The organism is Sphingopyxis sp. NJF-3 (assembly GCF_053514865.1).
Genome location: NZ_CM130726.1, coordinates 3,139,649 through 3,164,464 on the forward strand (window position 1 = coordinate 3,139,649; position 24,816 = coordinate 3,164,464).

Annotated in this window: 25 protein-coding genes and 1 pseudogene; 9 read left to right on the forward strand and 17 right to left on the reverse strand. The window is 64.2% G+C overall.

Translation table 11 applies throughout. The features are described 5' to 3' along the window. The first annotated feature begins 204 nt into the window (after positions 1-204). Positions 205-999, forward strand: coding sequence for a tyrosine-type recombinase/integrase (locus ACOTSS_RS15285; protein WP_448688961.1), 795 nt, complete (start codon positions 205-207; stop codon positions 997-999). Between the two features lie 110 nt (positions 1,000-1,109). Here the strand turns inward: ACOTSS_RS15285 and ACOTSS_RS15290 are convergent. Further along, positions 1,110-1,430 (reverse strand): annotated as a pseudogene (locus ACOTSS_RS15290) (ATP-binding protein); the annotation flags it as partial. Positions 1,431-1,946: 516 nt separating this feature from the next. Between ACOTSS_RS15290 and ACOTSS_RS15295 the strand changes: the two are divergent. Next, the gene (locus ACOTSS_RS15295; RefSeq protein WP_120218387.1) at positions 1,947-3,215 is read left to right on the forward strand and encodes a site-specific integrase; all 1,269 of its coding nucleotides are present in this window, start codon (positions 1,947-1,949) and stop codon (positions 3,213-3,215) included. On the opposite strand, the gene ACOTSS_RS15300 is transcribed toward ACOTSS_RS15295, so the two are convergent. From ACOTSS_RS15300 to trbB, 13 genes are all read right to left on the reverse strand, one after another. Further along, entirely contained in the window at positions 3,216-6,422 is a 3,207-nt protein-coding gene (locus ACOTSS_RS15300) for a hypothetical protein (RefSeq protein WP_448688962.1), read from the reverse strand. Between the two features lie 61 nt (positions 6,423-6,483). Then, positions 6,484-8,244: a competence protein CoiA family protein gene (locus tag ACOTSS_RS15305; RefSeq protein WP_037556049.1), complete on the reverse strand. Its 1,761-nt coding sequence runs from the start codon at positions 8,242-8,244 to the stop codon at positions 6,484-6,486. 158 nt (positions 8,245-8,402) lie between these two features. Then, positions 8,403-8,618 carry a DUF2274 domain-containing protein gene (locus ACOTSS_RS15310; RefSeq protein WP_037556048.1) on the reverse strand — a complete coding sequence of 72 codons (216 nt, stop codon included), beginning with the start codon at positions 8,616-8,618 and terminating at the stop codon, positions 8,403-8,405. Next, positions 8,615-9,838 carry a TrbI/VirB10 family protein gene (locus ACOTSS_RS15315; RefSeq protein WP_052182310.1) on the reverse strand — a complete coding sequence of 408 codons (1,224 nt, stop codon included), beginning with the start codon at positions 9,836-9,838 and terminating at the stop codon, positions 8,615-8,617. Before ACOTSS_RS15315 ends, ACOTSS_RS15310 begins: the two co-directional genes overlap by 4 nt. After that, a complete protein-coding gene (gene trbG / locus ACOTSS_RS15320) occupies positions 9,835-10,671 on the reverse strand; it encodes a P-type conjugative transfer protein TrbG (RefSeq protein ID WP_081933119.1) in 837 nt (278 codons plus the stop codon). Before trbG ends, ACOTSS_RS15315 begins: the two co-directional genes overlap by 4 nt. After that, complete coding sequence (gene trbF, locus ACOTSS_RS15325) at positions 10,668-11,351, reverse strand: conjugal transfer protein TrbF (RefSeq protein WP_037556047.1); 684 nt, start codon at positions 11,349-11,351, stop codon at positions 10,668-10,670. The genes trbG and trbF overlap by 4 nt, the downstream gene beginning before the upstream one ends. Positions 11,352-11,355: 4 nt before the next feature. Beyond that, positions 11,356-12,642, reverse strand: a complete 1,287-nt coding sequence (trbL, locus tag ACOTSS_RS15330) for a P-type conjugative transfer protein TrbL (RefSeq protein WP_037556046.1) — start codon at positions 12,640-12,642, stop codon at positions 11,356-11,358. Further along, a complete protein-coding gene (gene trbK-alt, locus ACOTSS_RS15335) occupies positions 12,639-12,794 on the reverse strand; it encodes a putative entry exclusion protein TrbK-alt (protein WP_448688963.1) in 156 nt (51 codons plus the stop codon). The genes trbL and trbK-alt overlap by 4 nt, the downstream gene beginning before the upstream one ends. Before the next feature lie 95 nt (positions 12,795-12,889). Then, entirely contained in the window at positions 12,890-13,606 is a 717-nt protein-coding gene (trbJ, locus tag ACOTSS_RS15340; protein WP_037553367.1) for a P-type conjugative transfer protein TrbJ, read from the reverse strand. Further along, positions 13,603-16,044 (reverse strand): conjugal transfer protein TrbE, encoded by a 2,442-nt coding sequence (gene trbE, locus ACOTSS_RS15345; protein WP_052181969.1) that lies wholly within the window; start codon positions 16,042-16,044, stop codon positions 13,603-13,605. The genes trbJ and trbE overlap by 4 nt, the downstream gene beginning before the upstream one ends. Further along, positions 16,041-16,310, reverse strand: a complete 270-nt coding sequence (locus ACOTSS_RS15350; protein WP_037553365.1) for a VirB3 family type IV secretion system protein — start codon at positions 16,308-16,310, stop codon at positions 16,041-16,043. The genes trbE and ACOTSS_RS15350 overlap by 4 nt, the downstream gene beginning before the upstream one ends. Next, on the reverse strand, positions 16,310-16,642 hold the full coding sequence (locus tag ACOTSS_RS15355) for a TrbC/VirB2 family protein (RefSeq protein WP_037553363.1): 333 nt from the start codon (positions 16,640-16,642) through the stop codon (positions 16,310-16,312). Before ACOTSS_RS15355 ends, ACOTSS_RS15350 begins: the two co-directional genes overlap by 1 nt. A gap of 2 nt (positions 16,643-16,644) precedes the next feature. Then, the gene (trbB, locus tag ACOTSS_RS15360) at positions 16,645-17,574 is read right to left on the reverse strand and encodes a P-type conjugative transfer ATPase TrbB (protein ID WP_448688964.1); all 930 of its coding nucleotides are present in this window, start codon (positions 17,572-17,574) and stop codon (positions 16,645-16,647) included. A 319-nt stretch (positions 17,575-17,893) separates the two neighbouring features. Between trbB and ACOTSS_RS15365 the strand changes: the two genes are divergently transcribed. From ACOTSS_RS15365 to ACOTSS_RS15380, 4 genes are read left to right on the forward strand one after another with little or no spacing between them, the layout of a single operon-like run. Continuing rightward, complete coding sequence (locus tag ACOTSS_RS15365; RefSeq protein ID WP_448688965.1) at positions 17,894-18,361, forward strand: LuxR C-terminal-related transcriptional regulator; 468 nt, start codon at positions 17,894-17,896, stop codon at positions 18,359-18,361. A gap of 60 nt (positions 18,362-18,421) precedes the next feature. Beyond that, on the forward strand, positions 18,422-18,757 hold the full coding sequence (locus tag ACOTSS_RS15370; protein ID WP_448688966.1) for a hypothetical protein: 336 nt from the start codon (positions 18,422-18,424) through the stop codon (positions 18,755-18,757). Between the two features lie 41 nt (positions 18,758-18,798). Next, a complete protein-coding gene (locus tag ACOTSS_RS15375) occupies positions 18,799-19,269 on the forward strand; it encodes a hypothetical protein (protein ID WP_448688967.1) in 471 nt (156 codons plus the stop codon). Then, positions 19,179-20,210 carry a JAB domain-containing protein gene (locus tag ACOTSS_RS15380; protein ID WP_448688968.1) on the forward strand — a complete coding sequence of 344 codons (1,032 nt, stop codon included), beginning with the start codon at positions 19,179-19,181 and terminating at the stop codon, positions 20,208-20,210. Before ACOTSS_RS15375 ends, ACOTSS_RS15380 begins: the two co-directional genes overlap by 91 nt. A gap of 20 nt (positions 20,211-20,230) precedes the next feature. Here ACOTSS_RS15380 and ACOTSS_RS15385 read toward each other — a convergent pair whose 3' ends face one another. After that, positions 20,231-20,461, reverse strand: a complete 231-nt coding sequence (locus ACOTSS_RS15385) for a hypothetical protein (protein WP_294029592.1) — start codon at positions 20,459-20,461, stop codon at positions 20,231-20,233. Between the two features lie 164 nt (positions 20,462-20,625). Between ACOTSS_RS15385 and ACOTSS_RS15390 the strand changes: the two genes are divergently transcribed. The 3 genes from ACOTSS_RS15390 (at position 20,626) to ACOTSS_RS15400 (ending at position 22,410) form a co-directional block, all read left to right on the forward strand. Then, entirely contained in the window at positions 20,626-21,342 is a 717-nt protein-coding gene (locus ACOTSS_RS15390; protein ID WP_448688969.1) for a hypothetical protein, read from the forward strand. A gap of 119 nt (positions 21,343-21,461) precedes the next feature. Then, positions 21,462-21,974, forward strand: coding sequence for a hypothetical protein (locus tag ACOTSS_RS15395; protein WP_448688970.1), 513 nt, complete (start codon positions 21,462-21,464; stop codon positions 21,972-21,974). A gap of 196 nt (positions 21,975-22,170) precedes the next feature. Next, positions 22,171-22,410 (forward strand): hypothetical protein, encoded by a 240-nt coding sequence (locus tag ACOTSS_RS15400; protein WP_293701733.1) that lies wholly within the window; start codon positions 22,171-22,173, stop codon positions 22,408-22,410. A gap of 14 nt (positions 22,411-22,424) precedes the next feature. On the opposite strand, the gene ACOTSS_RS15405 is transcribed toward ACOTSS_RS15400, so the two are convergent. After that, positions 22,425-22,844 carry a CopG family transcriptional regulator gene (locus tag ACOTSS_RS15405; RefSeq protein ID WP_293701731.1) on the reverse strand — a complete coding sequence of 140 codons (420 nt, stop codon included), beginning with the start codon at positions 22,842-22,844 and terminating at the stop codon, positions 22,425-22,427. Beyond that, positions 22,841-24,811 (reverse strand): conjugal transfer protein TraG, encoded by a 1,971-nt coding sequence (locus ACOTSS_RS15410; RefSeq protein WP_448688971.1) that lies wholly within the window; start codon positions 24,809-24,811, stop codon positions 22,841-22,843. The genes ACOTSS_RS15405 and ACOTSS_RS15410 overlap by 4 nt, the downstream gene beginning before the upstream one ends. Between the last annotated feature and the right edge of the window lie 5 nt (positions 24,812-24,816).

Genomic DNA, 24,816 nt, shown 5'->3' on the forward strand with positions numbered 1-24,816 from the left:
GCTGTTCGAAGATATGAGGCCGGCAACCCGCTGGCCTAATGTGCGACTGCAGTCCGGCCGGACGGCGGACCTTGGCCGCTGCACGAACCGCTTCGCGGATTGGCTCTAGTGGCGATGTAAAGCGGCCCCGCGAGCGCCGCGCCTGATTGAACGCGGGCTGCCGCATGCAGACCCTTTCGACTCCTTCAACTGAGGAGTCGAACGATGAATGAGCTTGTACAGATTGCTCCGATCAGCCCGCTGCGTCAGCGGCTGATCGACGACATGACCATGCGGCGCTTCTCCACGGAGACGCAGCGTAACTATCTGCGCGATGTCGGACGGTTCGCGACCTGGCTCGGGCGCTCGCCCCACACTGCGAGCGCAGAAGATATACGCCAGTTCCAGATCGAGCAGCAGCAGGGGGGCGTCCCGGCGCCGACGATGAACAGCATCGTTGGCGCGCTTAGGTTCTTCTTCACGCACACGCTCGACCGCCCCGACCTCGCGCGCAAGCTCGTCCGCACCAGACAGGTTCGCAAGATCCCGGTCGTGCTGACGATGGCCGAGGTAAAACGGCTGCTCGATGCGACGCGCTCCCTCAAGCACCAGGCCGCGCTGTCGGTCGCCTATGGCGCGGGACTGCGCGTCGCCGAGGTGTCGGCGCTGAAGGTCACCGACATCGACAGCAAGCGGATGCTGCTCCGGATCGAGCGCGGCAAAGGCGGCCGCTACCGCAATGCCATGCTGCCCGAAGGCCTGCTCCTGTTGCTGCGCGACTGGTGGCGCGCCGGACGGCAACAAGGCATCCTCGTTCCCGATGGCTGGCTCTTCCCCGGACAGAGCGCCGCGGCCCCGATCAGCACGCGGCAGCTCTACCGTGTCGTCGTCGAGGCCGCAGAGGCGGCGGACATAGACAAGCGCGTCGGACCGCATACGCTGCGCCACAGCTTCGCCACTCACCGGCTCGAAGACGGTGTCGATATCGGCGTCGAAGAGGGACCCCCTTTTCGGATATGATGCCGGTTAGTTGAAGGTCGCCTTGCGCTGCGTGCGGCGGAGGGCGGGCGTAGCCCGACCGGAGGCGCGCGCAGCGCAAGATAGATTTTTGAAGGGGCCGAAGGTGGCGGTCAGCTGCGGTTTTTGAAGCGCCAGCTGTCGTTGCCCGTCTCGATGATATCGCAGTGGTGGGTGACGCGGTCGAGCAGCGCCGTGGTCATCTTGGGATCACCGAAGACGGTAGGCCACTCGCCGAAGGCGAGGTTGGTGGTGATGATGACGCTGGTGCGCTCATAAAGCTTGCTGATGAGGTGGAACAGCAACTGCCCTCCGGAGCGGGCGAACGGCAGATAACCGAGCTCGTCGAGCACGATCAGGTCGAGCCGCGACAGCTGCGCCGCCAGGGTCCCGCCCTTGCCGATCCGGGTCTCCTCTTCGAGGCGTGTCACCAATTTCTCCTTTCGATTGAGCCTGACGGCCGCCGACGAAACGGCCGCACCCGAACCAGAGGCATAACGACACCGAAAGCATCGCGTAAAATGCGTCCAAGCACGAGGCCTTCGGCTCACTACAGCGCAGATTGCCGAGATGGATTCGAGGAGCTTACGCTGCCGCACGCTAGAGCAGCATATTTCTGGAGAATTTTTGGAGACAATATGGAGACAAAGCCAGCTGCGATGCGGCTTGTCTCCAAGAAAATAGCGGTTCGAATTCCGCCAATATTCCGTTTTTCTTGGGAAAAACTGGAGCGGGCGAAGGGATTCGAACCCTCGACCCCAACCTTGGCAAGAAATTACTGCAAATACCCCAGAGCTTCTTTTTCTACGCCAAGGTACGAAAATCCAAGCATTTGTTGACTTCGGCCTACGATAATTTATCCTAGCCCTACCCTGCGAAGCGGTGATTTTCTATTACGTCCTCATTACTTTTCGAATCGGCCACCCTCGCGTAATATGATGGAGGAACTTGTGGCGCTTGCGAAGCTCAATAAGCGGACGGTCGATGCGCTGGCTGCACCAGCGACAGGCCAGGCATTTCTTTGGGATACCGAGATCAAAGGTTTCGGTGTCCGTGTCGGCGCAACCGGGACGAAAACCTTCGTCATCCAGTATATGAATGAGGAAGGCCGGGTTCGGCGAGTGAAGATCGGGCGCTTCGGCGTGATGACGGTCGAGCAAGCCCGCGAGCTCGCGAAGATTCAGTTGGGCAAGGTCGCCTCTGGCGAAGATCCCGCAGAGGAGTCGCGCCGGGTCCGGAAGGATCTCAATGTCGCCGAGATGTGCGAATGGTATCTCGTCGAAGCGCGAGCCGGCCGCATTCTTGGACGGAAGAACCGCCCGATCAAGGACACCTCGCTCAACATGGATGAGAGCCGCATCCTGACGCATATCATCCCGCTGATGGGCAAACGCCTCGTGCGGAAGCTGACGATCGCCGACGTCGAGGCAATGCAAAATGACATTGCAACCGGTCAGACCCGAAAGCCTCCTTCGGGCGGGCGCGGCGGCCGCCCGACGGGCGGTGCCGGCGTTGCCGGGAGGAGCCTCGGCACCCTCCAGGCCATCCTAGGCCATGCAAAGCACAAGGGACTGATTGCGGAACATCCTACGAAGGGCGCGAAGAAGCTCGCGACCAAGAAAAGGACCCGGCGTCTCAGCATCGCCGAGATCGAGCTGCTGGGTCGGGCGATCGGCCGGGCCGAACTGGGTTCCGAGAACCCCGTTGCGCTCGCAATTGTCAGGACGCTCCTTCTGACCGGCTATCGGCGCGAAGAGGCGCAGGCGCTGCAGCGGCAGTGGGTTAACCCCATGGGCGGCTACGTCGCGTTCCCCGACACGAAGAGCGATGCACAATTTCGGGCGATCGGACCCGAGGCGATCAAGATCGTCGTCGCTCAACCCGAAATAGCCGGCTGCCCCTACGTCTTTCCCGCGTCGAATGGCGAAGGCCCGTTTACCGCCGTCAGCGACTGCTTGGCCCGACTATGCCGCTCGGCCGGCATTGAGGGCGTAACGCCGCATACGCTGCGCCACACCTTCGGCAGCATGGCGGGCGAACTCGGCTTCTCCGAGCTCACGATCCGCGCGATGCTAGGCCACGCGTCGCAAAGTGTGACGCAGGACTATGTTCATATCGATGAAGCCGTGAAGCTGGCGGTCAGCCGCACTTCGGACGAGATCGCAAAACATCTTGAGACTGGCGTGCGGAAGGCGGCAAAGATGAAGTTCGCCGCCTGATCAAGGCGGCGAACCGTCGCGCGCCTCCATTTGCTCGAGAAGCTGCACTCCGATGATTTCCAAATCGGACTTGCCGATATCGGCAACTCTCCGGATCGAGAGGTCATGCTTTAGTATGGCAAGGTCCATCATCAGATCGGGCTCGCCATTCTCCTTCACGTAAGTGGGAACCAGAATGAACGAGCCACCCGCGGGATAGTTATCGAGAAAGAACCTCAGATTCGTGTCGGCGGCAGGTTCGAGCAGCTTGAGGCGGCTCGGCATGCTCACCAGCGTACCAGCGAAATCCCCTGGCTCAGTTCCCGCCATCAATAGCACCGCATAGTGGGACGGGGGCCGACCAGGTAGTTCGCGCAAGATCGCGATGTGGATAGCCCCTTTGGCATCTCGTGCGCCGAACCGTTCGCGCCAACGCTCGAAAATTTGGCGTCCCGCCTCGCGATCCTCAAAGTGCAATCCGACGATCGGGAGATCATGCTGCAGACCGAGCATCACGCCGATCCAGCGGGCCTGCTCCCATTGCGGAATGTCCAAGATCGAGCGCACTTCGACGCTGCGGTGATCGCCAGTCGCGTATCGCTCGCTGATTGTTTCTTCTTCGGGATCAGCCTCTGGCACCCTTACAATTACCGGCCGGTCGGCCTTCGGCGGAAACCGCTCGAGCGATAGCTCGTTCCAATCCGTCAGTCGCGACGCTGGACTGTTCATCGCCCGGATGCGGCTGTTCGAACTCGCGACTGCGGCGCTGACGCGCTCAAGGAGTGATTCTTCCCGAAAAAGCTTCTCCAGAGATATTTTTTGCCGGTCGGCGAGTGAGGTCGCGACGAGCATCAGCGTTGAGAGAAGCAGGAATTGGCTATGGGTTCCGCTCTCACCGAGATGATCGGCGGGTGTCGATCCGGCAGGCCAATGAAGTTTGGCGCGCATGTTATTGCCATCGAAATCAACGTTCGGTGCTGTGGCAACATCGCTTTCCACGAGATCGATATCAAAGCGCTCGACGAATGCTCCGATCCGCAGGCCGATAACCGTAGCAAACAGCGTGTCGATAACCGCCAGCAGGGTTTGGCCGGCGAGCAGCGCTGTGTCGCTGCCCGATAGATGCACCGCGACGCGCATGCCGATAACGCGGGTCTCGATGCTGTGCGGTCGCGGGCTGCCGGTAACCAGCGGCCGACCACCGAGGTCGCCCGCTGGCTGGTTGGCCGCGCGCGCGAACATGCCTTCAAGTCCCCCTTCCGGCTCCTCCTCGGGCTGACGTTCACCCAGGCGCTCCGCATAGCCCAAGGCGTAGAGAAGCGCGCCGCAGGACATAGGCAAACCAAGGCGTTCCAGAACCGTCGGGAGGCCCGCCATCGCCTCGAAGTCATCGGCCGAGCTGTTGAGAAACTGGCAAGTGAGGACGCCATCAAATTCCTTCAACCTCTCGTCGACGCGAACCTTCGAAGCGTCGTCGATCGGCAGCAACTTTCGGCAACCATTCACCATCCGGATCGCGTCGAGCGCCTCGGGCAGCAGCCGCAACTCGATGTCTATCCAGATGAGGAGCATCAACGCGGGAACGAGGGTGACCGATGGATGGCTATCGTGCTCCGAATCTGCAATTATCGATGCGACAGCAAACAGCGCCGCGGCACGCGCAGCCCAGAGCGTACCGGTGCCCCGATAGGCGACCGCGAGCATGTAGCTCGCTTCGATGAGCTCTTCCGCATATTCGCGCTTGGTGAGTTGATGCGTGGCCCGTCCGAGCAGACGAATTATCTCAAGACGGTCCGCATTTGTGTCGAGCCGCCGCGCCCTTCGCAGCAAAATACGTCCACTCTCGCCTTCGCCGACCCGCTTGCCCATGAAGTCTGCGAGCTTGTCGACCAGTTCACCATAGGCCGGATCGTTCCCGGCAAGCGGCCCCACCTCCTCGATCAGCTGCGCGAGCCGCTCGGCATCATATTCAGCGAGCCCCGACGCCGCTTCGAGGATAGCTTCGGCTTCCTGCCAAAAGGGGGAGATTTCGTCGCGTCGATCGAACGCAAGGGAGGTGATCTCGAGCATTAGGGAGGTCGTGCGCGCTTCGAGCGCATTGTTGGGACGGTCCTTCTGACCCGCAAAAAATTCGAGGCGAGCGACCAACGCGGACCGGCGTTCCGAGAGGCGAACCTGTTCGGCTGAACGATAGCCCTGTGCGACCGCCGTAATCAGGCATTGCAGAAGGTTTGCAAGGCGTTCCGCGTGTCGCGCCGCGGGCGAGCCAAACGCGAGTTCAGCGAACGCGTCAAACTCGCGGTCCAGGAGGTCAAACTCGTCGAACCAGTAGAAGGCCGTCCAAAGCCGCTGATAGCGTGCTTCGATCTGCTGGCTGAGCAGACCATGTTGATCGGCGATGCGGATCGCCCGATCAAATCGCCCATGGGTCTCGAAAGGCGGCCGCTCCAACTCCTTCGAAAGCGTCGCAGCGAGCAGGGCGTCGGTCACGCGCTGCGCCTCGATGCCGGCATAAGCGGCAGGGTCCTGGATTGCCTTCTCCAGATCTTCGAGTTGCTGCGACCGCGCGTAGTCGGCTGGCCCGACACGCGCCTTCTCGTTTCGCTTACCGACTCCGAGATAGTCGACAGCGATATCCTGATTTCCGTGCGTCAGAACCCGGTCGATGATCCAGCTTCGGTCGAATATCTCGACGCGAAAGCCGAATTTCTCTGACAGCTCATCCTGAATCTTGGCGACATCTTTGGAGCGGCCATAACGCGAGGTGACGACGAACACCTTCGTATAGGGACGCCCAGTCGCCGCGATCCCCTCGATGTCCGATCGCGCCTTCTGCTGCCACTGCTTCTTCGCGCTGAAAGCAAACGCCCAGCGCTCGCTTCCAGAGTTGGCCTCGCCGACATAGTGAAGTGTCGTAATCTCGTCGGAGACCGCAAAGGTCTCACTGTCGGCCTTGCTGTCACCGCCGCCCTCCGGGCCCGTCGCAGGCTTCAGATTCTTGCAGACGATCCGCTCGCAAAGCTTCCGACAGAAAATCTCGAAATCATGGGTCTCGTTGCGCGCCGTGACATACTCGAGGCGCTGCTCCAGCTCATAGGCTTCGAGGATGAAGGCAGGCTCGGACCCGCTATCGGAAAACTCGTCGGGTCTCAGCTGGCGCATGAATTCCGAGGGAAGGATGGCGCGTGTTGCCGCAAGCTGATCGGCCGAATCGTCGGGCTGGTCCATAGAACAAGTCTAGAACATCGCGATTTCACACGCGAGCGGGAATTCCTTCCGGCCTGCTCCGCTACACTTTCGGGAGAAGCGCCAGAGCGACTCTCAAATCCGCATCGGTCTCACAAGCTTCGATCGGGCGACGACCGGCAAGCTTCGGGTGCGCACTGTTGAGAAAAAGGTGCGCGCGGTCGGGATCGCGGAAGGCCTTGTTGGAGGCGGTCGTGAGCCGCTTGCGAAATTCCTCCGCCGCTTCCGCCGCCAAAACCCGGCGCTTCCTCACGTCCTCGGCGCGCTCGATATGGCTGAAGGCTCGCCAATAGAGATCGTCGCTGCCACACGCCCACTCGGTGATCGGCACTCCATCGACCACCGTCGATGCGAGCCAGGTCTCGGCCTCGTCCTTGAGCGCGTTTTTCGCGGCAATGGCGAAGTTCCGCCGCCGGCTTTCCTTTGCGTCTTCGATCCGCTTGCGCTCGGCGGCTTCCTTCGCCTCGCGCTTCTGTCGGATACCGTCGCGCCACTCCTGAAAGGGCAATCCGCAAAGATCGTCGACGATGGGAAGGTCGCGATAGCTGCGCGACATGTCGAAGATCGCCCGGACCCGCTTGTCCAGCGCGTGAAAATCATCGCCGCCTTCCGCCGCCACCTTCCAAGGATTTCGGCCGTCGACATTATATCGCCGCATCCAGCGCCGGCTGAAACCATCGGGATCGGGATGGCCGGCATCCTTGGCGATGCAGGCAACGGTGCGCTCAAGGTCGTAGCGATTGTGAACGCGGGCATGAAGATCGGGGTCGACATAGAAGCGCTGCTCGTCACGCTCCCACACCACAGCCTGCCGATCGGTGAAGAGATTGAAGAGATATTCGGTCACGGCTTGGCTGGGCGACCCGAAACTCTCCCGCGAGTAGCCGGCCGCTGCCAGCGCGTTCGGTTTGTAATTGCTGAGGTCGGTGCGCAGCATCCATGTCGGCAGCACGCTCTCGAGATTGGCCTCGTTCGGCCACTCGCCATGGATATGGATGTCCGATCCCGCCGAGTATTTGATGCTCGGCGTGTAGATCAGGGCATGCACGAGCGCCGCCTGCCAAAGCTGCGGCCTTACCGTGAACCAATGGCCCATCCGGCTCTTGGCCCCGAACAGATAGTCCAGTTCGGCATATTGCAGGTCGGCCATGATCTCCGCGACCCATTCGGTATCGACGGGAGGCTTCTGCGGTCGCTCCCGGATATGCCATCGGAGCGCCTCGCCCTTGCGCGTCGCTTCCGCCGTGACCCGCTCGGACAGGCGCTGCGCGGAACGCTCGCGATCCGGATGATGGATCCAGTGCCGCGGTGCGTCGTGCAAAATCTGCTGGTCGAGTTCGGCGCCATCAAGCTGGCGCCAACGCACTCCGTAAAGATCGATCTCGATCATCGGGCAGCCTGCGCGCGCGACCTTCTGCTGCTTCTCCTCATCGACCGCGTGCGACACCTTGAATTCCACCGCGCGGCGATCGGACCCGATCCACACCATGGCATCGGGCTGAAAATCGCCCTCCGATGTCTCTAGCCTCACCTCGTCGAGCGCGAATTGCCCGCCTTCGAAAACGACCTCCTCCAATCGCTCCTCGCGGAGGACAAGGCTTGGCAGGGTGACCCACCGGACAGCAGCCAGCAGCAGCTTGGCGTAGAGATGCAGGGCCGTCTCGCCTGAGCATCGGCTGTCGGACTGGTGCGCGAAATGCTTCCGCATCTTCTTCGGGAGCCGAAGGGTCAGTCGTTCCTTGCATCCAAGGCAGGTAAAGGGGCCGTCGCGGTGCGATACGATCTGTTCGACGTGCCGAACCACGCCATCGCCGCATGCAGCGAATGGCACCCGCAAGCCCGAGGGATCGGGCTTCGTTGTGCAAGGCCGCGGAGGTTGGGTCGGCCGCTCAGGAGCAAAATGCTCGTCCACAGGGCGATCATAATCGACCCTGTGTGCGCATACAAAATACTCTTTACCGCCTAACGCCGCGCCTTCGCAAAACCGCGATCGGTCGCGACGAACCGTTCCAGCATCGGCGGTATGAGCCGTTCGATCGACAACGGCTCCGACAGGCCATTTTCCTTCGCATGTGCCGCGGCATAGTCAGCGAGATCGCGCGCAAGCTTGCCCGTGAGTTCGACAGTAGCCTTGACCGGCTTCTCCTCGACGATCGGCCCAAGTCGCAGCCGACTCATCTCCAATCCGCCTGCGGCTCGAGAATAAGGTCGCGGGTGACGACTACGCGGAGCGCGAAACCCGGCCGGATGGTGAGCGTCGGACGCACCGCCAGTTCGCGCTCGACGATGCGGCGCCCGGCCTGGCTCGTGCTGTCCTGCATCCCGTAGCGGAGCGCCCGGGCGAGTTCGTCGTCGCCGCCGACGCTGAGCTCGCTCCCGACCCCGAGCAGGGTCGAGACGAGCGCGGCGCGGACCATCCGGCCCCAATGATTGTTCACCCGATCCTCCAGCCCCGACATGCCTGCGGCGTCGGCGCCGGGCTGCCGTTCGAGGCGGATCGATCGTCCGCCGGGCAAGATGAGGCGATCCCATGCGAGGAGCACCCGGCTCTGTCCCGCCGCGATCTCGCTGTCATATTCGCCGATCAACCGCGACCCTTGCGGGATGAGCAGGATACGCCCGGTCGGACTGTCATAGATATTCTGCGTCACCTGCGCGCTGATCTGGCCCGGAAGGTCCGAGCGTATGCCCGTGATGAGCGCTGCCGGAATGACAGTCCCGGCCTGGACGATCAGCGCGGAGCTCGGGGCGATCAGCCGCTCGCCACTTTCGAGGGGCCGTTTCGAACCCGATGCCAGAAACTGACGCCGCCCCTCATTGGCCGTGCGAGGCTCCGCCGCCTGTTCGGGCGCGGCCGCCTCGGCGGGCACAATATCTGTTGCTGCGGAACTTGCGGTTCCGCCCCCCAGAAAGAGCCGGCTCGTCTGGGCGCTCTCGCGCTCCTGCAGTGCCCGCTGCCGCGCCTGTTCGGCGGCCGCCACGCGCGGATCGGGAGGATTGCGCCCTTCCGCGCCGATCGGCGGGACGGGGATGGCTTCGCCGCTCCCCTGCGCCGCAACGATCGGCCGGCCAAGGTCGCCGGGGAGCGGCGGACCGAGCTTCGGCACGGCGCCATAATCGGCGGGTGCTCCGGGGACCGCGTCGGGCCGCGCATTGTTGCTCGCTTCATAGAGCTCCCGACGCTCGGCCGGGGCCGGCGTTCGCAGCGCCCACATGAGCGATGCCGCAATCGCAAGACCGCCGGCCCCGCCGATAACCGCCAGCGTTTTCCGTGACAGACGCATGACCCGCGGAGTCTCACCCGCCAAGCGGAACGCATCGGGGCTCGCAGGGGCGATCGGCGCAACCTCGGCCTCGGCGGGCACAGCTTCCGTGCCCGGCTGTTCGGGCGCCGTCACGACCGGCCTCGCGCGCGCGGCGTTTCGCGTTCGATCCGCACGGCCTTGGCGCCGCGCCCGCTCCCCAGCCGGAGTTCAGCGCGATCGAAAAGGCGGTCGACGATCATGTAACGGCCGTCGACCCGGTAGTTGAGCAGCTCCGCCGCGCCTTTCTCGCCGACCGCGAACAGCGGGGGCATGTCCGCGGTTGCGATCGCAGCACCGAACTCGACGAAGAGCTGGCGCCCATCGTCGAAAACGCGCACCGGCCGCCAGGGGACCTTCGCGCCGGAGATGCGATACGCAAAACTCAACGCCGCGAAATCGATCCCGCCTGCAACCGGAGCGAGCCGCGCCTGTTCGGTCTCGGCGGAGCGAAGCGCGATCAGCTCGTCCTGCGGATAGGACCAGGAGACCGCCGCCATATAGGTGGCGGGGGTCGCGCGCAGCTCGATGTGATAGGTCCGACGGCTGGTGTTGATGACCAGATTCGTCATGATGTCGGGGCGCGTGGGCTTCACCAAAATATGGACGCGGCGCGACGCGCCCGTCCCGCTCACCGTATCGCCGATCACCCAGCGCACGGTGTCGCCGGCCGCGACAGGCCCCGGACCGACAAGCTCCTCGCCTTCCTGCAATGCGATGTCGGTGACCTGTCCGGGGGCGGTGTAGACTTGGAACAGCGCGCCATCGGCCCAGGCATATTTCTGGATGGCGTTGAGGAAGGTCGCGCGCTCGGGCTGGACGCGCGCCGCGTCGTTCGCGCGGCCGACCTGCGTGCGCGGATCGGCGGGTGCCGCCTGCGCCGGCAGCGCGAGCGCGGCAGCGCCGAGAAGAAGGGTAAGGCGGATCATTGGCTGAGCTCCTTCGACCAAGAAATAGCGGTGACAAAAACGCCGAGCGGGTTCCGGCGCAGGGCGTCGGGAGTGCGGGGCGGCTGGATCGAGGTGGTCAGGATCGCCGACCAGCGCGACGTCTCGACCAGGCTGCCATCCTGATAGCGGCGCTCGGTCCAGGCGATGCGAAAGCTGTCGCGCGATGCGCGGATGACGCTCGATACATCGACGGCGACCTGCATCTTGCCGACTTCGGCAAAGGGATCGTTCGCGCGGGCGTGATCGCTCAGCGCCTGCGCGCCCTTGGGCGTGGTGAAGTCATAGGCGCTGAGCCAGTCCTTTCGGAGCACCACCGGATCGGCCGGGATCGAGCGGACATGCTCGATGAAGCGCGCGAGATGGAATGCGATCTGCGGGTCGGTCGGCGAAAAGTCGGCATCGGCGGGCGCCACCGATCTTGCCTCGCCGAGCTTGTCGACCTCGACGACCCAAGGGGTGATCGTGCCGCGGAGCGACTGCCACACGAGCGCCGAGGCGAGTCCGCCCGAAAGCGCGAGACAGCCGAAGAAGGCGAGGCGCCAGCTTTTCGCCTGGGTGCGGGCCGAGCCGATGCGGTCGTCCCAGACCTGCGCCGCGCGCTGGTAGGGCGTAACCGGGACCGGGGACTTGCCATAATGTTGGGACGGGCGTCGAAACATGGGTTCAATCCTTCTGGCTGATGTCGGGAGCGGAGCCGGCGCCATGGCTGTCGCCGGCCTTGAGGGTCTGCGAGGCGATGGTGGCGCCCGAGGTGACGGCCTGACGTCGCTTCATGGCGGCCGCCCAGGTCGGGGGCGACGCCGCGCCGTCGCTCGCGGTGGCAGCGCCGGCCACGGACTTGCCCGCCTGCCCCGCGGCATAGCTTTGACGCAGGCGGTCAGCCGCGGCGCGGAGCGGCGAACCCGCGCCGCGCGCCGTGTCACGCGCCACATTGGCGAGCCCCGCACCGAACGCCCGCATCCCGCTCTTCCCGGCCGCGCCCCGGGCATAGGATGCCGAAGCGCTGCCGGACGCGCGCGAGGCGCCGAGCGCGGTGCGACCGACGGCGCTGCTCGCCGCGCCCGCCGCCAGCGTCGCGCCGGCGGCCCCGGCGGCGATCGTGGCGCCGGCCGCGAGGGTCGTGCCTGCGGCGGCGCCTGCGCCGAGCTGCGGGCCGCCCGCCACGATGCCGTTGGCGACGCTCGGACCGAAGATGCCGAGACCGAGCAGGGTCAAGGCGCCGAGGGCGATCGCCATCACCTCGCGGATGTCGGGTTCGGTCCCGAGCCCCGCGTCCATGAAGCGCTGGAAGAGGGTCGTGCCGATGCCGGTGATGACCGCGAGCACGAGCAGCTTGATGCCCGAGGAGATGATATGGCCGAGGACGCGCTCGGCCATGAAGGCGGTACGTCCGAAGAAGGCGAAGGGCAGCAGGACGAAGCCCGCGAGCGTCACCAATTTAAACTCCAGGATCGTGACGAAGACCTGCACCGCGAGAATGAAGAAGGCGATCACGACGATCACCCAGGCGATCAGCAGGATCAGGATCTGGACGAAGTTGGTGAAGAGCCCCACCGGGCCGACAAGATCGGCGGTCGCGTCGAGCAAGGGCTCGGCGGCATCGAGGCCGGTGGACGCGATCATGCCGGGGCGCATGAAATCGCCGATCGCCATCGCGCTTCCTGCCGCTTTCAGGCCCAGCCCGGCGAAGCTCTCGAGCAATATCGTGGCCAGCGCCTGGAAATTGCCGATGATGAAGGCGAAGACGCCGATATAGAGCGTCTTCTTCACCAGCCGCTGCAGCACATCCTCGTCGGTGCCCCATGCCCAGAAGAGCGCCGCGATCGTTATGTCGATCACGATCAGCGTCGAGGACAGGAAGCCGACCTCGCCGCCGAGCAGACCGAACCCGCTGTCGATATAGGTCGAGAAGACCGACAGGAAATTATCGATGACGCCGGTGTCGTTCATGGCTTGCTCTTTTCGGTCCGGAAGAAATGGCGCCGCTTCGCTTCCCAGGCCGCCTCGCATTCGGGATCGGCTTCGGTGGCGGTTCGGCAGCGACGAAGCGTGTCGCCATAATCGGGGTGCGTCCGCCCCGGAGATCGCGGGGGCGGACGCACGGGGCGCGGGCGGATCGAGCGCGGCGACAAGGGCAAGGGTCAGCGCAAGACCCAGGACGATTGCCCCCATCACCAGCCCGCCCGCCCGGCCCATCTCAATTGCCCTTGCGGAAGCGGCGGAAGCGCTCGCGGCCTTCGGCCTCGGCGGCCGCCGCGCGCGCGGCATCGAGCATCTCGGCGCGGCCCTGCGCACTCATGACGGCGGCGAGATCGGCGATCTGCTGCGACTGGATGGCGAGCAGCTGGTTGCCCGCCTGCGCGGCCTGCAGCGCGCCGGTTGCCGACTGGCTGGCGCCGACGATCGTCGAGATCGACGTCCGCGTTCCGCCCATGTTCGTGACGATGCCGGCCTGCACCTTCATCGCATCCTCGAAGGCGCCGACGCTGTCCTTCCAGCGCGCCTCGGCATTGGCGACCATCTCGGCGGCAGAGCCCGTCAGCGCTCCGCCCTTGTAGCGCGCCTCGAACCCCTTCTGGATGTCCGACACGTTGAACGCGATGCCCTCTGCCTGCGCGAGGAGCTGGCGCGTCTGGTCGACCTGCGCCTCGAGCGTGCCCAGCGTCGATGTCGGCAGGCTGTTGAGGTTCTTCGCCTCGTTCATCAGCGAGGTCGCCTGATTCTGCAGCTGCTTGATCTGGTTGTTGATCTGCTCGAGCGTGCGCGCCGCGGTCAGGATATTCTGCGAATAGTTGCGCGGATCGTGGACGATGCCGCCGAGCTGGGCGCTCGCCGGGACGGCCAGCATCGCGCCCGACACGGGCAGCAACACAAGTGCCGCGGCAGCGACGGCGCGGACGATATTCTTCTTCATCGGGGGCACTCCTCATTGGGGGCGGCAATGGTGGGGAGCAGCTCGGCCGCCCATTCGAGCTTGCGGTGGGAAAGCCAGGCGGCCGCGAACCCTTCGGGGCCGTGCGCTGCGAACAGCTCCGCGATGCGCGTCTGATCGGTCTTCGAAGATGCCGCGGTGAAGGCGAGCGCAACCTCGCCTAGCCCCAGGTCGAAGAGGCGATTGCCGCGCCGCGACTGGCAATAATAGTCGCGCTTCGGGGTCGCCCGGCTCAGTATCTCTATTTGCCGGTCATTGAGACCGAAGCGCTCGTAGATGCGGGCAATCTGCGGCTCGAGCGCGCGCTCGTTCGGCAGAAATATGCGGGTCGGACAGCTCTCGATGATCGCGGGTGCGATGCTAGAGGTTTCGATGTCGGCAAGGCTCTGCGTCGCGAAGACCACGCTCGCATTCTTCTTGCGGAGCGTCTTCAGCCATTCGCGGAGCTGCGCCGCGAAGGCCGGGCTGTCGAGCACGAGCCAGCCTTCGTCGATGATGATGAGCGTCGGCGAGCCGTCGAGCCGTCCGGCGATCCGGTGAAACAGATAGGACAGGACGGGTCCCGCCGACGCGGCGCCGACAAGGCCTTCGGTCTCGAAGGCCTGCACGCGCGCGGCCCCGATGCGCTCCTCGTCGGCATCGAGCAGCCGCCCCCAGGGTCCGCCGACCAAATAGGGCGCGAGCGCCTGCTTGAGGTCGCGCGACTGGAGAAGCACCGCGAGCCCCGTCAGCGTGCGTTCGGCGACAGGCGCCGTCGCGAGTGAGGTCAGCGCCGACCAGAGATGCTCCTTCGCCGCCGGGTCGATCATCATGCCTTCGCCCGCGAACAGCGCGGCGAGCCATTCGGCAGCCCAGCTCCGCTCGGACGCCTCGTCGATCCGGGCGAGCGGCTGCAACGCCACGCCGCCCTCGCCATCGTGGAGCGCCCCGCCAAGATCCTGCCAGTCCCCGCCCATCGCGAGGGCTGCGGCGCGGATCGAGCCGCCGAAATCGAACGCGAAGATTTGCGAGCCCGGATAGCGGCGAAACTGCATCGCCATCGTCGCGAGCAGCACCGATTTGCCTGCCCCCGTCGGACCGACGACGAGGCAATGACCGACGTCGCCGACATGGAGGGAAAGGCGGAACGGGGTCGAGCCTTCGGTCTTGCCATAGAGCAAGGGGGCGTCTCCGAAATGCTCGTCCCGTTCCGCCCCCGCCCACACGGCAGACAGGGGGATCATGTGGGCAAGGTTGAGGGTGGAAATCGGCGGCTGGCGGACATTGGCGTAGGCGTGGCCGGGCAGGCTCCCGAGCCAGGCCTCGATCGCGTTCATGCCCTCGATCGTGCAGGTGAAGTCGCGCCCCTGGATGACTTTCTCGACCAGCCGGAGCTTCTCGGCGGCGAGGGCCGCGTCGCTGTCCCACACGGTGACGGTCGCGGTCACATAGGCGACGCCGGCATGATCGGCGCCGAGCTCCTGCAACGCCATGTCGGCGTCGGCCGCCTTGTTCGAGGCATCGCTGTCGACGAGCGCCGATTGCTCGTTGGTCATCACCTCCTTGAGGATCGCCGCGATCGACTTGCGCTTGGCGAACCATTGTCGCCGGATTTTCGTCAGCAGCTTGGTCGCGTCTGTCTTGTCGAGCATGATCGCGCGGGTCGACCAGCGATAGGCGAAGGCCAGCCGGTTGAGATCGTCGAGGAGGCCGGGCCAGGTCGCTGTCGGAAAGCCCGTGATCGTCAGGGTCCGCAGATGCTGCTCGCCGAGCCGCGGCTCAAGCCCGCCGATGAGCGGCTGGTCCGTCAGCAGCGCGTCGAGATAGACTGGCGTCTCGGGAACCCGGACACGCTGCCGCTTCGTCGATACGGTTGAATGGAGATAGGTCAGCGTCTCGCCGTCATCGAGCCATTCGGCCTCGGGCATGAAGCCTTCGACGAGATGAAGGATGCGGTTCGACCGGTCGATGAAGCTCGCGAGATGCTCCTTCGGATCGACCCCCGAGCGCTCCATACCCTCATAAAGCCAGCCCTCCGCCCGCGAGGCATCCTCGGCCGGCGGCATCCACAGGAGGGTCAGATAATAGCGGCTCTCGAAATGCGCCCCTTCCTCCCGGAATTGCTCGCGGCGCTCCATGTCGACAAGAGCGGATGCCGGATCGGGAAATGAGGATGCGGGATAATCGCTCGACGGCAGCCGCTGCGCCTCCACGAACAAGGCCCAGCCGGAGCCGAGGCGCCGGATCGCATTGTTGAGCCGGGCGGTGACCGCGACGAGTTCGGCGGGGGTGGCGCTGTCGAGATCGGGGCCGCGGAAGGCCGCGGTTCGCTGGAACGAGCCATCCTTGTTGAGCACCGCGCCCTCGGCGACCAGCGCGACCCAGGGGAGATAATCGGAAAGGCAGGCCGACTTCGAGCGATATTCGGCGAGGTTCATCATGGCCGCATCCAGACAGGATATTTGAGGTGACGCTTGGCGACGTCGACGAATTGCGGGTCGCGGCGCGCCGCCCAGACCGAGAGCGCATGGCCGACGATCCAGAGGACGAGACCCGCGATCCAGAGGCGGAGGCCAAGGCCGATCCCGGCCGCGAGCGTGCCATTGGCGATCGCGAGGGCGCGCGGCGCGCCGCCGAGCAGGATCGGCTCGGCGAGCGCGCGGTGCACGGGCGCGAAGAAACCGGTGACTTCGGCCGGGGCATCCATCAGACGACGGCTCCGCCGCCGAAGGAAAAGAAGGTCAGGAAGAAGCTCGACGCCGCGAAGGCGATCGACAGCCCGAACACGATCTGGACCATGCGGCGAAAACCGCCCGACGTGTCGCCGAACGAGATGGTCAGCCCGGTGATGATGATGATGATCAGCGAGATCACCTTCGCGACGGGCCCCTCGACGCTTTCGAGGATCGATTGCAGCGGCGCTTCCCACGGCATCGACGAGCCACCGGCCCGAGCGGGCAAGGCGGTAACGAGCGCGACATAGAGAGCGGTCGAGGCGAGCAGGAAGCGCGGCGCCTCCCGCCGGGCGGCGTGGGTCATGGTCAGTCTCCTTCGGGGGTAAAGAGGGGGGTGATGCGATAGTCGCCGGTCGACGCATCGAGACCGTCGACGCGGGCGAGTTCGGCAAGGCGCCGCCCGGCGCCGTCGCGCACGAGAACGGCAACGAGATCGATCGTTTCTGCGAGGAGGGCCCGCGGGACCGTGATCACGGCTTCCTGAATGAGCTGCTCCATGCGGCGGAGCGCGCCGATCGCGCTGCCCGCGTGGATCGTCCCGATGCCGCCGGGATGTCCGGTGCCCCAAGCCTTCAGAAGGTCGAGCGCCTCGGCACCGCGGACCTCGCCAATCGGGATGCGGTCCGGCCGAAGCCGAAGCGAGGAACGGACGAGATCGGACAGCGACGCGACCCCATCCTTGGTGCGCATCGCGACGAGGTTCGGAGCCGCGCATTGGAGCTCGCGGGTGTCTTCGATCAGGACGACGCGTTCGCTGGTCTTGGCGACCTCGGCGAGCAGGGCATTGGTGAGCGTCGTCTTGCCCGTCCCGGTTCCGCCGGCGACGAGGATATTGAGGCGCTCGGCGACCCCGGAGCGTAGCGCCTCGGCCGCCGGTGCGGACATGATGCCGGCTGCGACATAATCGCCGAGCGAGAAGACGGCGACCGCGGGCTTGCGGATCGCGAAGGTCGGCGCCGCGACCACGGGCGGCAGCAGACCCTCGAAGCGCTCACCGCTTTCGGGAAGCTCGGCCGACACGCGCGGCGACCCGGCATGGACCTCGGCGCCGACGTGATGCGCCACGAGCCGGATGATGCGCTCGCCGTCGGTGGCCGCGAGCAGGATGCCGCTATCGGTGATCCCCGCGCCGAGGCGATCGACCCAGAGCCGACCGTCGGGATTGAGCATGATTTCGATGACCGCGGGGTCGGCAAGCCACTCGGCAATCGCGCCGCCGAGCGCTGTCCGCAGCATGCGGGCACCACGTCCCTGTGCCTCGAAACGGACTGGTTCTGCGCCCATGATAGTCCCCGTTGGATGGTCCGGGCAAAGGCGCCCGGCTCGACGGGGATGAGTAAGAGACGCAGAGATTCACTATTTTCAACAGAGATTTGCGCGCGTCGTACTGTGGGTAAGAAAGACAGGGAATGGCGTAGGCCGTGATGCGATCAGTTCCTATTCGGAAGCGATTAAATGAAGGTCGGCGGGTTGTGCCGAGCCCAATTTTGACAACAGTGTCAGGATGAGTGATTCGGGGTCGCAGCATTCGGACGAGTTCTTGAGGTGGACGCGCTTGACAGAAAAGCAGCGGGCCTGTCTCGATTTGCTGCTGGAACGCAAAACCTCGAAACAGATCGCCCGCGACCTCGACATATCGAAGCAGGCAGTGGATCTGCGGCTCACCACCGCACGCGACACGCTGGGCGCGGCCAACCGCGACGAGACCGCGATCATCTATGCGCGGCTCCGCCAGACCTATGATCGGATACCATGTGATCCGGTCATACTACCGGCAGTTCCCGAACTGGTGCCATCAAACTTTCCAGACGGAGGCCCGCCCAACCTTATGGAATTGCACGACAGTTCCCAGATCTTGGGTCGGCCATCGAGCAGCCGCTCTCCGTTCGGGGATTTGTTGAGGCACGATTATAGTTCGGCAGTGCGCGTCGGGATCACTTTGGCAGCCGTTGGCACCATCGTCCTGATCGGAATTGGCGGGCTGTCCATCGGGCAGACGCTCACCGCGTTGATTACTCGCTGACCCCTTCCTTTGTCGCCGACCATTGCCGGCGCGGATGCCGCGTCCGGAACAGGAGAAGTTATGTCCAATGAAATCGCACCAACCGCGGCACGGCTCCAACAGGACGTTACGGCAGCCGAAGCGAGCGTGGATGATACGCTCATCACAATTTCCACCCTCATGAGCAGCGTCGTTGCCGCTCGGCGCGACACGTCAGGCGTTCCCGTGGTCAAGGGACATGCAACCATCCGTCGGCTCGCCACGGCGCAACTCGCGCTCGTCGACCTCAGCGGCGACATCCACCGCGTGCATGGCGATCTTGTCGAGATCGGCCGAGAGACGGCCGGATATGATCTCCACCAAGAGTGCCCGAAGGCATCCGACTCGAATGTCGTGCCATTAACGGCAGCAGCTTGAGCCGATTTGACCGGGAGCCATGAGCATGAAAAGAAAGGAGGATGCGCGTAGCAATCTTCCTCCTGATCATGCTCGTGGCCATCGGTTACGCTCTCCGAAAGGGGGGCGGTCCAGAAAGGGCGATGGCGGCGATAGCAACCCTCATGATCGCGTCGGATCAGACCTTGCATCTTTTGATCCCACCGACATATGTGGCACTCGACACCGGCCACCTCGCGATCGACATTTTCGGCGCCAGTGCGACGATGTTTTTGGCGTTAATTGCCTATCGCTTCTGGCCGATGATTGCGGCAGCGCTCCACATTTTGCCACTACTTGCGCACCTCAGCCGCTACTTCGATATCGCGCTGCATCCTGCTGCTTACATGATCATGCAGGTAGCGTCATCTTGGCCGGTGGCCCCGCTCCTAATCATTGCAACTTGGCGCCACCAGCGAAGGGTGAGGCAACACGGCAGCGAGCCATCCTGGCGCGGCTCATCGCCGCAATCGAACCCGACAACAGCGAGCTGATTGCCAATCGGCTTCTGGACGAATTTCGAAGCCTCGGAAGAATTTGGGCGGCATCGCCCGAAGCACTTTACCGCTTCTTGGGCCGCGGGTCCGCGGTGGTTTCGCTAATTGTTGGCGCGCGCGAAGCCGCCTTGGAAACGATGGAAGGCGATCTGCGCGGGATCGCTATCGACCCGTTTAGTCCAGCGCTCCGTCGCTATCTGATCGCGTCGATGGGATCTCTCAGCGACGAAGTGTTGCGCGTCCTATTTCTTGACGAATCTCGGAGGCTGATAGCGGACGAGCAGCTTCAGCGGGGTACTTTGGCGCAGATGGCCGTTTACCCGAGAACCATTTTTCGCCGCGCCCTCGAGCATAATGCAGCCGGAATCATTCTCGTGCACAATCACCCCAGCGGCGACCCGACGCCCAGCGCGGAAGATATCGAGGCGACCCGGCGCCTGGATCAGATCGGGAGGTCGCTCGATATCGCGGTCGTCGATCATATCGTCGTGACCTCGGCCTACGCGCACCACATCGTAAATCGCGACGCCCTCGCCGGAGCTCCGCCAGAAACGTCGTCTTATACCTTCCGGAGCAGACGCACCGGTTCGCTGGATGCCTCTGTCGATGCAGCATACGAGAACGCCAAGGCGGCGATGCGCCGCCGTTTGCTCCGCCAGCAGCTGTTCGGCGCACCCGAACTGTTCGGCGATCCCGCGTGGGAAATGCTGGTCGATCTCTTCGTTCACGAATGCGAACGCAAGCGCCTCTCCATCAGCGCGCTGTGCGTCACATCCTCGATCCCGATGAGCAGCGCGCTGAGGCTGGCGCAGCGCCTCTGCGATGCTGGCCTCACCCGCCGCGTGCCCGACCCGATCGACGGGCGCCGGACTTTCATCCGGCTCGATCCTGTCATTGCCCACCGGATACGCGCCTATTTCGAAGCCGGTGCCGAATGAGCGATGCCGAAGCCGCATCGTCAATGGTCGCGCGCACTCCCCGAATGTTCGGCGGCCGCGCGCACCATCTGCGCCCAGCTCCCGATATAGGCAGCACGGTTCTTATACTGATCCCCGGACTCGGCCGTCATCAGCGCCACGCTGCCCAGCGTTTCGGCAAATTCGTTGGTCGTGCAGACACCTTTTCGCTCCAGCACGCCGCCGAGCGCCGCCAATATTGAACCAACAGCAAAAAGCGCATCCTCGTCCATGATAAACTCCTTTAATCAGGCAATTCGCGGACCATCGAACTATGGCCTTGGATGGCAACTTTCCAGTCCGGCGCAAAGCGCCAGCGACAACCTAAATTAGGAGCAGCGACAAAGTCGCCATATAATGTGGCCAATGGATTTAGCCGTACGGAAGAGGAGATACGGTGCCCAAAACGCTCGCTGAGGAATCGCCAGATGGCCGCGTCTTTTTCGCGCCGGGCATTCTCCGCCATTCGCCGTTTGCCAGCGACGTTGCTTATGTCATCGCGCTGTGGGCGCATATCGATGGTGACATCGCGTCGATCCTCAGCCGGATGCTGAAAAGCGACATTGCGGTCGGCACCGCGATGTATCTCTCGCTGGTCGGAGCCGGGGCGCAGCGCGGCGCCCTCGATGCAGCAGCGCAGGAAGCGCTCCCCGAGTGGCAGCAACTGCTGTTCAAGGCGATCGGCTCGGTAGCCGAGGAGTCACGCAAGACCCGCAATCATTTCGCTCACCGCATTTGGGGAAATTGCTCCGAACTCACGGAAGCGATCCTGCTCACCCACCCCAAGACCATAGTGAAATATAACATCAGCCATCGCCAGCGCGTGGAGGAACTTCCCGACGGCCGCGGTGTGATCCGGCCCATGCCGATCGATGAGCAGGAGATCCTGGTCTATCGGCGGCCTGACTTCGAGGACGCGATCGCGGAAGCGGAGCGAGCGCAGATGCTTTATCGGCTCTTTTACGCCATCGTGTGCGATTCCGGCGAAGGGCCAAAGGCCCAGCTCCTCGCCGATCCTATTTTCAAGGCTCGCCTCGATCAGATTGCGAAGAGCGCAAGCGCCGAGGCGAAGGCTGTTCTCGGGATCAAGGCCAAAGAGAAGCGGAAACCCTGACTATGCGATACTGGAACACGGGGGACACACCTACCAATTCGAACCTCAGTGCGATCGAGAATCTTGCGCGACCGTGGGCCGGGATCGACGCAGAGCATCTCCTCGACGTCATTCGCGGAGTGATCCGGATCGAGAAGATGCTGCCGAAGGCGGTGCGGGCGCATTTCAACCTGCCGCATCTTTTCGTCGGCGCTGGCCCCTATGATTGGGACGCCGCGCGCCGGGATGAATATCATAGCGAACTCTGCGAAGCGCTCAGTGCGGGCCTTGCCAATGTACAGGCCGACCCGACCCTTGGGAAAGATGGTGGGGCCGATCTCAGCGACCGCCCTCCGACGCGGGGTGAAGAGCTTGAGTTCGCCTGCAGGGCCTGGAGCCGCAATCGAACGAGCAGCAATCTCGACGATCTGCGCATTGCCTGCAGCGTGCAGGGGATGCAGAGCCGCTTCGACAAGCTGGAGCGCTGGCTGGGCCGAAAGCGCCCGGGCTCGTCTCCCCATACAGTGGCCTATGAGGTCGAATGCGCCCTCGGCGACATCGATCGCTACGCCGATACCTATCATTCAATGGAAGCGAGCTACCGCTACGCCGAAAGACTGCGCGAGCGCGAGCAGCTTGGCGAAGAGGATTGAATGAACTCCGGGTTTCCCGGAAATGCGGCAAGATATCCCCAGACGCACCCCCGACTCGTCGAGGAATTGCGATTCACACTGTTGACAAGCGACTCGCCTGAGGGGCACTCCAGCCCGGAGGGCTTATCCCTCACGGTAACCCGCACGCGCATCTGTAACAGCGCGCCATTTTCGCGATGAATCCGTGAGGTTTGTGATGACCGACATTCCCCCTCTCCCGCCCATAGGCGATCGTCCGATGACTGACCGGGAGGCCGAGCTCGCCCAGTTTATGGCGCTCGTGCAACAGGGCCGCCACAAAACGGCGGTGCTCCTCGAACTGTCCCGAACTCCTTTGGCCAAATATCTGGCTCTCACGATACTGCTCCTCGTGGCTGCCCTGTGCGATGTCCCCGCCGAGGCCATCAGCTTTCTCGCAAAACTCCGTGCTGGATGAGCCGCTTAAAGGCTTCAATCGGAACCGCCGACGTCGCGCATCAGCTCTGCGGCGAGCTTTGGTCCAACTTCCATCCGGCGTGAAAGCGCATCGACGAAAGCCTCCCACCGCCGCTTCCCACTGGCCTGCGCGGCCGGCAATGCATCATCGGGCAAGGGCGCCGTACTCGTGAGCCAGTGCCGGACGAACAGGGCCAGCGCTTCGCCCGACATTTCGCCATGCCATTCGATGCGGTCGAGCTGGCGGCCGATGCGGTCGAGGCGCCGGGTGAGCAGCGCCTCGATCCTTTCTTCCTGATCGGGCGAGAGAAAGGAGCGCAGTGCAGCCTCCAGCACTTCGGTCCGCGTCAGGCCGCGTCGGCGGGCAAGGTCTGTCAGGTCGCGCGAGAGCCCGGTTTCGATGCGGAATGTCTGTTTGACATGCGATCGGATCACAGCTGGATCCCGTCGTCGGGATCGAGCGCGGCAGCCTGAGCGCGCCGCGCCATCCGCCGATCCGCGGCGGCGCGAAGCCGCGCTGCATCGGCTTGTGCTCCATCTTCGGTGAAATCAAACTCGCCGCTCGCGCTGCGCTGCGGGGGCGGCGCGATATCTTCGTGGACGGGAAGTTCGGGTTCCTGCCGGATACCGCCATTGGCAGCGTCATCGGCATCCTTCTGCCCCGGCTTCGCCTCCACCGGTTGCTGTACCCGGTCGGCGATCCAGTCATGGGCGGCGGGAGCGCCGCGGCCAGGCGCCGGGGGCGGCATGACGCGGCCGGCCAGGCGCCGGTCGCCATAGTAGCGCGCCTTCTTGGCCCTGATCGGCGCGAGGCCGGCGGCCATCACGATCTCGTCGTCCGGTGGGAGCTGCATCACTTCGCCGGGGGTCAGCAGCGGCCGGGCGGTTTCGGTGCGCGACACCATCAAATGACCGAGCCAGGGCGAGAGCCGATGGCCGGCATAATTCTTCATCGCGCGTTGCTCGGTTGCCGTACCGAGCGCATCGGAAATCCGTTTGGCGGTTCGCTCGTCGTTCGTCGCGAAACTGACCCGGACATGGCAATTGTCGAGGATCGCATTGCTCTGGCCATAGGCCTTCTCGATCTGGTTGAGCGACTGGGCGATCAGAAAGGCCTTGATGCCATAGCCCGCCATGAAGGCGAGCGCGCTTTCGAAGAAATCGAGGCGCCCGAGCGCGGGAAACTCGTCGAGCATGAACAGCAGCCGTTGCGACCGCGCCTTGGGATTGAGCTCCTCGGTCAGGCGCCGCCCGATCTGGTTGAGGATCAGGCGCATGAGCGGCTTGGTCCGGCTGATATCGCCGGGCGGCACCACGAGGTAGAGCGAGACCGGGCGCTCGCTTCCAATCAGGTCCGCGATGCGCCACTCCGAATGTCCCGTGACCTTGGCGATCACCGGGTCGCGATAAAGGCCGAGGAAGGACATGGCGGTCGACAGCACGCCCGACCGCTCATTCTCGCTCTTGTTGAGTAGTTCCTGCGCCGCCGCGGCGACGACCGGATGGACGCCATCTCCCAAATGGCGGGTGGTCTTCATCCGGTGGAGCGTCGCCTCGATCTTGCGCTCGGGGTTCGACAGAAAGGCCGCGACACCGGCGAGGCTCTTTTCCTCCTCGGCGTAGAGAACATGGAGGATCGCGCCGACGAGCAGCGCGTGGCTGGTCTTCTCCCAGTGGTTTCGACGCTCGAGGCTTCCTTCGGGATCGACCAGTACGTCGGCGACATTCTGCACGTCGCGTACCTCCCATGCGCCGCGTCGGACCTCGAGGAGCGGATTATAGGCTGCCGATGCCGGGTTCGTCGGATCGAAGAGCAGCACCCGGCCATGCTTTGCGCGGAAGCCCGCGGTGAGCTGCCAATTCTCGCCCTTGATGTCATGGACGATGCAGCTCCCCGGCCAAGTCAGCAGGGTCGGCACCACGAGGCCGACGCCCTTTCCGGATCGGGTCGGCGCGAAGCAGAGGACATGCTCGGCGCCATCGTGACGCAGGTATGTTCCGGCCATGCGCCCGAGAATGACGCCATCGGGGCCGAGCATGTTGGCAGCCCGTATCTCACGCTCCTGCGCCCAGCGTGCCGATCCATAGGTCTCGGCCCGCCGGCGCTCGCGCGCACGCCACACCGACATGCTGATCGCGACGACAACCGACAGCAGCCCGCCCGACGCGGCGATCGCGGCACCGCGGTAGAAGATCGGCGGCGCATAGGCGTCGAAGGCAAACCACCACCAGAAGAAGGCGGGCGGCGGATAGACGGGATAGTCGCCGATGCGGAACCAGGGGGTACCTAGCGCCGCCTGAAATCCGAGCGCTTCCGCCGTCGTTTGGGTCGCGGTCCAGACCGCCGCGACGACGATCAGCAGCACCGCGAAGATCTGGCCCCATAATATCCTGTCGCTCATCGTTC

Coding starts and splice junctions, on each gene's coding strand:
- ACOTSS_RS15300 (WP_448688962.1), bottom strand. CDS start 6,422: ATGGACCAGCCCGACGATTCGGCCGATCAGCTTGCGGCAACACGCGCC.
- ACOTSS_RS15285 (WP_448688961.1), top strand. CDS start 205: ATGAATGAGCTTGTACAGATTGCTCCGATCAGCCCGCTGCGTCAGCGG.
- trbJ (WP_037553367.1), bottom strand. CDS start 13,606: ATGAAGAAGAATATCGTCCGCGCCGTCGCTGCCGCGGCACTTGTGTTG.
- ACOTSS_RS15370 (WP_448688966.1), top strand. CDS start 18,422: ATGTCCAATGAAATCGCACCAACCGCGGCACGGCTCCAACAGGACGTT.
- trbL (WP_037556046.1), bottom strand. CDS start 12,642: ATGAACGACACCGGCGTCATCGATAATTTCCTGTCGGTCTTCTCGACC.
- ACOTSS_RS15355 (WP_037553363.1), bottom strand. CDS start 16,642: ATGACCCACGCCGCCCGGCGGGAGGCGCCGCGCTTCCTGCTCGCCTCG.
- ACOTSS_RS15410 (WP_448688971.1), bottom strand. CDS start 24,811: ATGAGCGACAGGATATTATGGGGCCAGATCTTCGCGGTGCTGCTGATC.
- ACOTSS_RS15350 (WP_037553365.1), bottom strand. CDS start 16,310: ATGGATGCCCCGGCCGAAGTCACCGGTTTCTTCGCGCCCGTGCACCGC.
- trbB (WP_448688964.1), bottom strand. CDS start 17,574: ATGCTGCGGACAGCGCTCGGCGGCGCGATTGCCGAGTGGCTTGCCGAC.
- ACOTSS_RS15385 (WP_294029592.1), bottom strand. CDS start 20,461: ATGGACGAGGATGCGCTTTTTGCTGTTGGTTCAATATTGGCGGCGCTC.
- trbE (WP_052181969.1), bottom strand. CDS start 16,044: ATGATGAACCTCGCCGAATATCGCTCGAAGTCGGCCTGCCTTTCCGAT.
- trbG (WP_081933119.1), bottom strand. CDS start 10,671: ATGATCCGCCTTACCCTTCTTCTCGGCGCTGCCGCGCTCGCGCTGCCG.
- ACOTSS_RS15375 (WP_448688967.1), top strand. CDS start 18,799: ATGCGCGTAGCAATCTTCCTCCTGATCATGCTCGTGGCCATCGGTTAC.
- trbF (WP_037556047.1), bottom strand. CDS start 11,351: ATGTTTCGACGCCCGTCCCAACATTATGGCAAGTCCCCGGTCCCGGTT.
- ACOTSS_RS15400 (WP_293701733.1), top strand. CDS start 22,171: ATGACCGACATTCCCCCTCTCCCGCCCATAGGCGATCGTCCGATGACT.
- ACOTSS_RS15310 (WP_037556048.1), bottom strand. CDS start 8,618: ATGAGTCGGCTGCGACTTGGGCCGATCGTCGAGGAGAAGCCGGTCAAG.